This window comes from Burkholderia sp. Cy-637, assembly GCF_011753175.1.
GTDB classification, from domain to species: Bacteria; Pseudomonadota; Gammaproteobacteria; order Burkholderiales; family Burkholderiaceae; genus Burkholderia; species Burkholderia gladioli.
This window is the reverse complement of sequence record NZ_VWWC01000382.1, coordinates 1-1,301: the sequence shown is the minus strand read 5'-3', so window position 1 is coordinate 1,301 and position 1,301 is coordinate 1. Positions and strand designations below refer to the sequence as shown.

General features: G+C 68.6%; 1 protein-coding gene. It reads left to right on the top strand.

Annotated features, from left to right (window positions below; translation table 11 throughout):
* Positions 1 to 1,301, top strand: a 1,301-nt coding sequence (locus F3J10_RS35700; protein ID WP_167244054.1) for an amino acid adenylation domain-containing protein, incomplete at both ends; no start/stop codon positions are given.

The window sequence follows — 1,301 nt, the reverse complement described above, 5'->3', positions numbered from 1 at the left end:
TCTGCCTTCACCAGCAATTCGAGCAGCAGGTCGAGCGCACGCCCGACGCCGTCGCCCTCGTCTTCGAGGAGCAAACCCTCAGCTATGCCCAGCTCAACGAGCGCGCCAACCAGCTCGCGCACGAGCTCATCGCCCTCGGCGTGCAACCCGATTCCCGCGTCGGCATCTGCCTTCAACGCTCCAGCGCCATGGTCGTCGGACTGCTCGCCATCCTCAAGGCCGGCGGCGCCTACGTCCCCCTCGACCCCGCCTATCCCGGCGAGCGACTCGCTCACATCCTCATCGATGCCGATCCCGGCATCGTGCTCCTCGACGACGCCGGCCGGGCCGCCCTCGGCCAGGACTCGCTCGACGGGCGTCATGGGCTCGACCCCGACGCGCCGCTGCCCGAGCGCCCCACGAGCAACCCCGTCGTGCCGGACCTGACTTCGCGACACCTCGCCTACGTCATCTACACCTCAGGCTCCACCGGCAAGCCCAAGGGCGCACAGAACGAGCATCACGCGCTCGTCAATCGCCTCGACTGGATGCAGCGCGCCTACGCACTCGATGCCTCCGATCGCGTCCTGCAGAAGACCCCCTTCGGCTTCGACGTCTCCGTCTGGGAATTCTTCTGGACCCTGCTCAACGGCGCCACCCTCGTCGTCGCCGCCCCCGGCATACAGGGCGACCCCGAAGCCCTGATCGCGCTCATCGGCCGCCAGCGCATCACCACCGCCCACTTCGTTCCCTCGATGCTCAATATCTTCCTGGGCACCGAGGGGGTCCAGGCTTGTACCTCCCTGCAGCGGCTCGTCTGTAGCGGCGAGGCCCTGCCCGTTGCCGCGATCCGGCGCTGCCAGGCCTTGTTGCCCGCCGCGCGGATCCACAATCTCTACGGGCCGACCGAGGCCGCGATCGACGTGACCGCCTGGACCTGCCCGCCCGACTATGCCGGCTCGACGGTCCCCATCGGCCGCCCGATCGCCAATACGCGGATCTACCTGCTCGACGAGCACGGGCAGCCCGTGCCGCTGGGCGCGGTCGGCGAGCTGCATATCGGCGGCGTGGGCGTCGCGCGCGGCTATCTCAACCGCCCCGAACTCACCGCCGAGCGCTTCGTGCGCGATCCCTTCGCCGGTGATGCCGAAGCGCGCATGTATCGCACCGGCGATCTCGCGCGTTACCTGCCCGACGGCAATATCGAATACCTCGGCCGCAATGACTTCCAGGTCAAGATCCGCGGCTTCCGGATCGAACTCGGCGAGATCGAGGCCCGGCTCGCGGAATATCCCGTCGTGCGGGAGGCGGTCGTGCTCGCA